This window comes from Bacillus sp. ISL-77 (genome assembly GCF_018613105.1).
The window spans coordinates 23,783-32,610 of record NZ_JAGGQY010000035.1 but is presented as its reverse complement, the minus strand read 5'-3'; the positions used below and the strand labels follow the sequence as shown (position 1 = coordinate 32,610).

Here is an 8,828-nt window from a genome sequence, read left to right as displayed (position 1 = left end):
ACTATCATACTTACTAAATCCAGTGCTATTCGACTAAGAGAGAACCCTTAAGGGCGTTACCCCATCATTTGATTCTTCGATATAATCCTTCAGTTCCGAAAGGAACTGTCTGTCCTTTACCTGAGTATTGTTACCAACCTCAATTTGAGCCAGAAACATTTCACACAACTAAACTGCCCCGTTAGTTCAATAAGAAAAAGGATCGCCGCAGCAATCCTCGTTCTTCCACTATCGCACCCAGTTAGCTTAAGTACAATACTTCACAATTTGATAAATAAATGGTATTAGGAAAGGCGATGCCTTGTTAGAACACCAAACTCTGTTAGTTTATCTAAAATACCTTAATAACCTGAAAATCTTTGGCAACAACAAAAGATTCACCAAAAGTAAAGATTTTATATTTGGTACTTTCTTTGGTAGAACATTCAATTATAGATGTTTTGTAGCCGTGACCTGACAAAACCTTATCGTGTACCTTTATTAAATTTACAGGTCCTTTACTAAACAACCCTTCTCCTTGTTTTAATAAACCGACTATATCTTTATTGTTATGATTGATATTTAAATACCGTTCTAGAGGTAATTGACCGTTCACAACGTTTGAATGAGTACAAAACAGTTCACCAATTACTTGGTTAATATCATTGGAGTGTCCCTTAATAAACAAATCTGCTGAGTTATTATTGTACTCCCATAGAAAAACGTGTTCATCTAAAACTTCAAATTCTTCAAAGTAATTGACGTTTAATTTATGGCTTTTAAAATCTATGCAGGTAATTTTCCATAATTGCAATATTTCATCATCATCTTCATAAGTAACTTGAATAGTTAGTATTAGTTCATCATCGTTTATTTCTATTCCATCTAAACTTAGATATGCATCACCTGAAAATTCACCATCCTGTAAATCCTTTGAAATCTTAGATAACATAAATCTTTCACCACCACATTCTATTTGGTTACGACTAATATAGAATATATTCAAGAGAAATTCGGAGAAATCCTTCTTCAACTATCCTGCTCCTTTAGTTGAAGAAGAAAAAAGCTTTACTCCCGATTGAAGTAAAGCCCCAGTTAGTTTAAGTCGATTTATTCACAAACTTGTTCTTTTTCCACTCATTTATTACAGGAATGCTGCCCCGATTGTTACATAAAAAAAAGGCTTCCTTTAATTTAAGGAAAGCAGCCGTTAGCATATCCACATCCTATCTCCTACCAATACTATCTTTTTTATTCTTTCTTACATTTTACAATTATAAATTTTATTGGAGGTTTATTTTTCATGTTCTTACTTGGCTCGTCAATTTCTGAAAACTCTATAAGTCCATATTTTCCAAATTCTTGTTTTATGGAGTCAGAATCATAAAAAAACATTTTTACGCCTTCCATTATCTCGAAATAGTCTTTATCCAATTGTTTGCCCTTACCAAACATTGGGGCTTTTTTTGAAACAGTTGTAAAAATCATATATCCATTTGGCTTTAACTGATTATAGCATTCTTTAATAAACTTATCTCTCTCACGACTATTCAATAAGTGAATAAGTGCATAGCAAAATATACCGTCATAGAGTTTGTTATCAAAAGGCATGTCAGTTACTGAACCATGAAAAATACTAATATCAAGCCCATTTTCCCTCGCCAAATCAATCGCTGTTTTTGAAATCTCAATACCTGTAACATTTATTCCATTGTCAATAAAAACCTTTGCATTTCTACCATATCCAATACCTGGTACTAGTATATCTTTAACATTCTTTTCAAGGAAAAAGTCCTTTGTTAAGATTGCGGAGTCTGTAGGTTCAAATCCCCACATCGTTTGTTTTTCTATAAAACTTGATTCCCAGAATTCCATTATATCTCTATCTCCTTTATGTTTTATTTTAGTTTGGCTACTATGTTGCTTGACGTTAAGTTTATTTTAATTATAGACATAATGACTTTTTAAAAATATAATTGGTATTCATCTTTTTGTAAACTTTAAAACCTCCTTTTGGTTTTAATGTAACTACTCTAAATTTAGTGAAAATTCCCTTCTTCAACTAACCTGCGTACGTTAGTACAATAAGAAAGCCACCATTATGGCAGCTAATCTTCAACTCTTGCACTGTTACTTTAATAAGAAATTTATTGACGTGGTGCAAACAAGATTACCGAAGCACCAATTAAACATATTCCTGCACCCACCCAATCATATAAATCAGGTGTTTTTTTATCTATGCCCCATCCCCATAAAACAGATAGCACTATAAACACTCCACCATACGCAGCGTATACTCTACCGAATGATGGAAAGGTTTGAAATGTAGCTATTATACCGTATAAAGCTAATGCTATCCCTCCACTTATTCCCCAATAAACTGGCTTACTTTCTCTTAACCACAACCAAATTAAATAACCTCCGCCAATTTCAGCTAATCCTGCAAGAATAAACAAAACAATTGCATTAAAAATTCAGACCACTTCCTAACCATAAATCAATATTCAAAGTAAAACGTACTCTTATTCAATTATCCTGCTTCGTTACATTAAGTACAACATTTCACAATATATTCTGTGGAAAAAGAAAAAGGCGACCTTCATCTTGAAGTATCGCACCCATTAGTGAACAAAAAACCTTAAAACATAAAAATAATTATTCTATAACAAAAGGGAAGAATTTCAATATAACACCTTTCATACTGTAAGGTATTCAGCAATTACAATATTTCGATATACCCTTCTGTTCCATGCACGCGAATTCGTTGCCCGTCTCTTATCAGTTTGGTAGCATTTTCTACCCCGACAACTGCTGGTAATCCATATTCACGTGCGATAACTGCTCCATGGGTCATCAGTCCACCAACTTCGCTAACTAGACCTTTTATGGATACAAATAATGGTGTCCAGCTAGGGTCAGTAAAGGAGGTGACTAATATATCTCCATCTTCTAAATCAGCATCTTCCATCTTTAATATGACACGTGCTCTTCCCTCTATAACTCCGGAAGAAACAGGTAGACCTACAATAGCTTCGGCTGGGAGATTTTCTCGTTTGTACTCACCTGCAATGATTTCACCATCAGACGTGATAACACGTGGGGGAGTTAGTTTTTCATATAATTTGTACTCATCTTTTCGTTTGCTGATGATCTGGTAATCCAGTTTATATGTGCGTACGACTTCGCCAAGTTCTTCAAAAGTGAGAAAGTATATATCTTCTTTTTCATGAAAAACGCCCTCTTGTACGAGTTTTTCGGCTTCTTTCAGTAATGCCTGCTTATAAACAAAGTAGCGATTTATCATGCCGTATTTTGGATATTCACGATAACCAATGAAATTCCGGATGATGCTACTCATTCGTTTTGTCTCTTTGGCTTTTTGTTTACCATCCGGCAATTGCTTCAATCGATCTAATAACTCTTGTTCTTTTTTCAAGGCAAAACGCAGCCCTTGCTCAAATTTCCGATTGCTAGCATTCGGCTCAAAGTTTTTGATATTAATGAGAATCAAGGGGACAAGTGTAGTTGGTTTTTCGCTCCAACGACTTCTGGTAATATCGATTTCTCCGGCACATCTCATTCCGTATTTGTTGAGATAAGCTATTATAGCGTCTCGGGTTTTTTGTCCACCTTCAAACTTAACCAGTTCATCCAAAAAGTTATCATCTTTTACATGTTGTAAATAATCAATTACTTCTGGATAAGGACGGATCACATCTGCGACATCCAATAATGCTAGGCCCATTTCCGAAGTAATATTGTTTGGTACAGATTGAGAAAGCGTGTCTGCTACGTTTTTTTCACCTAACCACTTCTCCATTTTTTTATTGATCCATGATGAAGCATCTATAGCTGCCATAAATACACGCGAACTCTGTGGGTTAAATAATATCTTCTTTAATTGCTGGATATCTTCTAGAATAAAATTAAATAAATCCGATCCTGATTTCGTTTGGATGTTTTGTTTTAACTCTTCTATCGATGCTTGACTACTCTTGATCAAATCAGTAACGATTGTCGGATCGTTTTCGATTTGTGTTAGAGAATCCACAGATTTACCATTATTGCTTTGACTGGAACTTTGTATTTTTTCATCATCTGGTAACGATTTTATAAAATTTTCTCGCTCGACTACGGTCATAAGTGCGTCTTTCATGAGCGGTTCGTGTTGTCCCATGGCATTTAATAAAATTTCTCTGCGGACAGGTGAAGCCAGCATATGTGTGACATCCACAAACAACCTTCCACCAGCTTTACGCATGGGTGCAGGAGTCGTTAATAGGAAAAAAGACAATCCCAATGGTTTCATGGGGTCGGTCATCATTTGTTGATGACCAACAGATACATAAATGTGATTGTCTTGATCATTTGCTTCAGGGATGGGGAAAAGCGTAGTGATTGGACGACTCTGGACAATATAAAATGTATCATCAACCAAACACCATTCGATATCTTGTGGGTAACCAAAATAAGCTTCGATCTGTCTTCCTATGTGAGCTAGTTGTAATATTTGTTGTTCAGTAAGTGTTTGAGTCTTTTGCTGATCAGCATCGATCTGCTGTGTCTCTGTTCCGCCTTCTTTTAGTGCATAGATAGCCAATTTTTTGGTTGCTATCATCTTATCGACGATTTTATCTTCCTGTACTTTATAACAATCGGCAGATACCAAGCCAGAGACCAGTGCTTCTCCAAGCCCAAAACTGGCATCGATTGATAGTAACTTTCGGTTAGAGGTAATCGGATCAGCGGTAAATAAAATCCCTGAAGCCTGTGGGAAAACCATCCTTTGAACGATAACGGATAAATAAACTTGGCTGTGGTCAAATCCGTTTTGCATTCGATAGATTACCGCGCGATCCGTAAATAGGGAAGCCCAGCATTTGCTGATATGCTGTAAAATTGCTTCTTTTCCGATGACATTTAAATAGGTGTCGTGTTGACCAGCAAAAGAGGCATGTGGTAAATCTTCAGCAGTCGCACTAGAACGCACTGCATAAGCATGTTCATCGCCAAACTGGGAGAGATAGTGAGCAACTGCTTTCACAACATCGGAAGGAATTTCTACTTCTATAATGAGTTGTCGAATCTTCCTGCTGATTTCACCAATTTGATCTCGATCCTCTACTTTTAGCTTTGTTAGTTGATCCAACAAAGCTTGAAACGTTTCGTTTTGTTCAATGGCTTTTTGATATCCCACTGTTGTAACACAAAATCCTTCTGGTACTTGTATTCCTTGAATTTTTGATAATTCCCCTAAATTTAACCCTTTTCCGCCAACGAGCAAAAGCTGTGTTTTTTCCATTTCCTGAAAACCGAGAACCAAAGAACTCATTCTACATCTCTCCTACCCATTATATTTCTTTTGGTTTCTTTGATATATTTATCCCACTCAACAAATTCTATTAAAGTTCTATTGTATTTTAGCAGTAGCAAATAAGATAAAAAGTCTATATTGACCATTTTTTATCTGCTATAATTAAATTAGGAAGAGTTCAATTTTCAAAAAAATAGCTAGACCTTACCATAAAAGCCCCTCAGAGTTAATTTAAAGGGTTCCGTTTTGAGGTGCTTTTCTGAAATTTAAAGCCGAAATGACAAAAGTTTATACATAGCAATTGGTATATTAAAACGTAAAAACTCGCCGCATATTGGTGAGTTTTCTTTATAAGGCCGATGAAGACCAAATCCCTTGGGAAAAACAGAGAAATAGGTCTTCATAAAGGCGATGAAGACCAAATCCCTTCGGAAAATCAAAGAAAGTGGTCTTCATAAAGGCGATGAAGACCAAATCTCTTCGGAAAATCAAAGAAAGTGTTCTTCATAAAGGCGATGAAGACCAAATCCCTTCGGAAAAAGAGAGAAAGTGGTCTTCATAAAGGCGATGAAGACCAAATCCCTTCGGAAAAACAGAGAAAGTGGTCTTCATAAAGGCGATGAAGACCAAATCCCTTCGGAAAAACAGAGAAATAGGTCTTCATAAAGGCGATGAAGACCAAATCCCTTGGGAAAAACAGAGAAAGTGGTCTTCATAAAGCGAAGAAGGCCAAATCTCTTCAAAAAAATAGAGGAAATAGTCTTTATAGAAAATGCCATTTGTTCCATCAACCCGAACTGCTTAGCAATTAAAAAAAACATTAAAATTGACAGCTTAATCGGCAGTAACATTGACAGTTAATTTGGCAGTTTTTCTTATTTGTACAATAATTGTTGTCCATCATAAAAAATGATGTCAATTGTATGGCAAAACTATTAAAAATGTTAAATAACCTTGATAAATAAAGAAAATGACGTGTGCCAATTCACACTTCATTTCTTATGCCATTTATTAAGAATGCACCCGAAAACGGAACCCTTTAGAGTTAATTAGAGGGGCTTTCTTTAAAAAATATCCATACCGGCAAACAGATCATAATCAATCCGTATTTTCCAAGTATTTTTAAATATCTTCATCGCTTTTGTACTCTAAAACATCTCCAGGTTGACAATCCAAAGCCTTACATATGGCTTCTAATGTTGAAAAGCGAATCGCTTTTGCTTTCCCGTTTTTCAGAATGGAAAGGTTCGCCATTGTAATCCCAACCCTCTCCGAAAGTTCAGTTACGCTCATTTTCCTTTTAGCAAGCATCACATCAATATTGATTATAATTGCCAAGTTTTCCACCTCACACTATTAAATCATTTTCAGATTTTATTTCCACAACTTCATTTACAAGCCTTTGGAGGATACCAGCAAAGGTTGCGATTACGCTTGAAGCAAAGGTCGAATATAATCCCATTGCTATGACACCTGCTCTGTCACCTTCCATATATATAGCCACAAATATGATTCCTGCAACAATCAAGGCAATTATTGTGATTGCACAGCACTTGATAACCTTCAAAGCTCTAACAGATAATTCAGAGAAAGCCTTGTTTTTTTCAATGTAAATTAATAGATTAAATGCTTTATACAGCGCGATGAAAAATGGAATAGATAATAAATAAGCTGATAGTAAAAAGGGATATTGCAAGTAAGCAGTCTCTGGATGCGCTTCTGCATCTCTACTGGATATCTCAGGCACCCAAAATATACACAAAGCAAGTGCCACAATTCCAATAAGAATTATAACTCCCTTTAGGAAAAACGTTGCCCCTCTGTTCATTGAAACACCTCACTGATAAATGTTAATGCGTTATTTAGCGTTTTCATCAATTACCTTTATTTTTCTTTTAATCAGCATCACTTTGATACTGATTATAATTGCTATGTTTTTACCTCATACCGTTAAATCATTGTCTGATTTTATATCAATCGCTTCTTTTAAAAGCTTTTGAAGAACAGCAGCAAAAACTGCAATCACCATGGAAGCAAAAGGTACAACCAATCCGACAAAGATGACTCCTAGGGCGTCGTCTTTCTCCGCAAAGAGATAGAAGAGCGGCAAGACTAGTACATGCAAGATACTGATTGTGATGGCACAGTGTTTGATTTTCTTTAGAGCTTTTACAGAAATTTGCGAGAAGGCTTTATTTTTGTCAATATAACGTAATAGTTTGAAAGCCTGATACAAAGCAAAGTAAAAAGGTATCGCCGATGCATAAAAAACAATGGAAACGAGATATTTTATATAATCAAACTCTGGAAGCAATTTTGCTGCAACATTCCTTAGCTCAGGCACCAAAAAGATGCATAAAGCAAGAACCGGAATTCCAATAAGAATATCAGCTATCTTTAAAAATAATGTTGTTCCTCTTTTCATAAAAGCACCTCTCTAATTTATTGTTAATTGAATTTTAATACAGTTCTTATCGTCTTTCAATAATTTTTTATTATTTTTAATAATATTTTTGTTGTTAAACAATTGTTAATTTTAGACAAGGATAAAAAGCATTCCTATTACAAAGAAATGCCTAGAAACTTAAACTATAAAATTTATAAATTGTTCAATATAAAAATAATTTTAATTCATTTAAAGGTATCAAATCTAGATTCTGTATCGAAATATATCATCCTTTATAATAATCAATGGCTTTTTGGAAATCCTCCATTGTATCTACATCCATTAATACTCCCGGATCATCTACATTCATGTATTTTTTTTCGTAACCGCCCAGGATCACCCGCAAATTGCTTTCTGGATTGGTTTCGAGAATTTTCTGTTTCACTTCGCTTGATAATTTGATAGGGTGACCGCCTTTATAGTTAAAGCTGGGAATTACTACCTTCCCTTTGTGTTTTGCTAATAGCTGAACGGTCTCTTTTTTTACAAGCGGACAATCTCCGGGAGTTATAAAGAAGGTTTGGGCAGTTACTTCGTTACAGCCCTTTTGAATGGAACTAAACATTCCTTGGTTAAAGTCTTCATTATGAACAAACTTGATCTGAAATGAATAGGCATTTTTACTGTTGAGTTTTACCATTTCCTCTTGGATGATTTCCGCTTGAAACCCAGCTACGACGATGACTCTGCTGCATAATCCTTCAAATTTAGAAATCGTTTGCTCCAACACGGACATTTGCCCCAATGGCAAAGTCATTTTAAATGCATTCGCTCGACTGGAATATCCAGCAGCTAAGACGATCGCTTCCATTTTATGTCCCCCTCTATCTATAGTTTAATCTAAATCTTCTATTAGTCTTGTAACCCCACCTTTCAATTAAATTTTCTTTGATAATACTTATTCTATATGATTCCTTAATAGACGATTAAGCCTCACTTGCTTTTTCACGAAAATGGTCACGGGAAAGGTTCTAGTGTCCATCTACTTCATAGAAGTCACAAAGTTAGACAAAAGGAGTTCCTCAACACTTCTAACCCCGTTCTAAGAAAGAACGGGGTTAGAATAAAGTTTTTTATTTTTGATTTTAA

The 8,828-nt window shown here is 35.3% G+C and carries 8 protein-coding genes; all 8 read right to left on the bottom strand.

Annotation, left to right across the window (positions count from 1 at the left end; genetic code table 11):
• Positions 1 to 331: 331 nt before the first annotated feature.
• The 8 genes from J7E77_RS13840 to J7E77_RS13805 all read right to left on the bottom strand — a co-directional run bounded on the left by J7E77_RS13840 (position 332) and on the right by J7E77_RS13805 (position 8,550).
• Complete coding sequence (locus J7E77_RS13840) at positions 332 to 1,012, bottom strand: hypothetical protein (protein WP_214715090.1); 681 nt, start codon at positions 1,010 to 1,012, stop codon at positions 332 to 334.
• Positions 1,013 to 1,230: 218 nt separating this feature from the next.
• Entirely contained in the window at positions 1,231 to 1,854 is a 624-nt protein-coding gene (locus J7E77_RS13835; RefSeq protein ID WP_214715089.1) for a class I SAM-dependent methyltransferase, read from the bottom strand.
• Between the two features lie 272 nt (positions 1,855 to 2,126).
• Positions 2,127 to 2,453, bottom strand: a complete 327-nt coding sequence (locus tag J7E77_RS13830) for a YnfA family protein (protein ID WP_088087210.1) — start codon at positions 2,451 to 2,453, stop codon at positions 2,127 to 2,129.
• Between the two features lie 245 nt (positions 2,454 to 2,698).
• Positions 2,699 to 5,311 carry a phosphoenolpyruvate synthase gene (gene ppsA / locus J7E77_RS13825; RefSeq protein WP_214715088.1) on the bottom strand — a complete coding sequence of 871 codons (2,613 nt, stop codon included), beginning with the start codon at positions 5,309 to 5,311 and terminating at the stop codon, positions 2,699 to 2,701.
• 1,104 nt (positions 5,312 to 6,415) lie between these two features.
• Positions 6,416 to 6,631: a helix-turn-helix domain-containing protein gene (locus tag J7E77_RS13820; protein WP_214715086.1), complete on the bottom strand. Its 216-nt coding sequence runs from the start codon at positions 6,629 to 6,631 to the stop codon at positions 6,416 to 6,418.
• A gap of 10 nt (positions 6,632 to 6,641) precedes the next feature.
• Positions 6,642 to 7,121 carry a DUF2975 domain-containing protein gene (locus J7E77_RS13815; protein ID WP_214715084.1) on the bottom strand — a complete coding sequence of 160 codons (480 nt, stop codon included), beginning with the start codon at positions 7,119 to 7,121 and terminating at the stop codon, positions 6,642 to 6,644.
• Between the two features lie 114 nt (positions 7,122 to 7,235).
• Positions 7,236 to 7,718, bottom strand: coding sequence for a DUF2975 domain-containing protein (locus J7E77_RS13810; RefSeq protein ID WP_214715082.1), 483 nt, complete (start codon positions 7,716 to 7,718; stop codon positions 7,236 to 7,238).
• Between the two features lie 247 nt (positions 7,719 to 7,965).
• Positions 7,966 to 8,550, bottom strand: a complete 585-nt coding sequence (locus tag J7E77_RS13805) for a nucleotidyltransferase family protein (RefSeq protein WP_214715080.1) — start codon at positions 8,548 to 8,550, stop codon at positions 7,966 to 7,968.
• Positions 8,551 to 8,828: the final 278 nt, after the last annotated feature.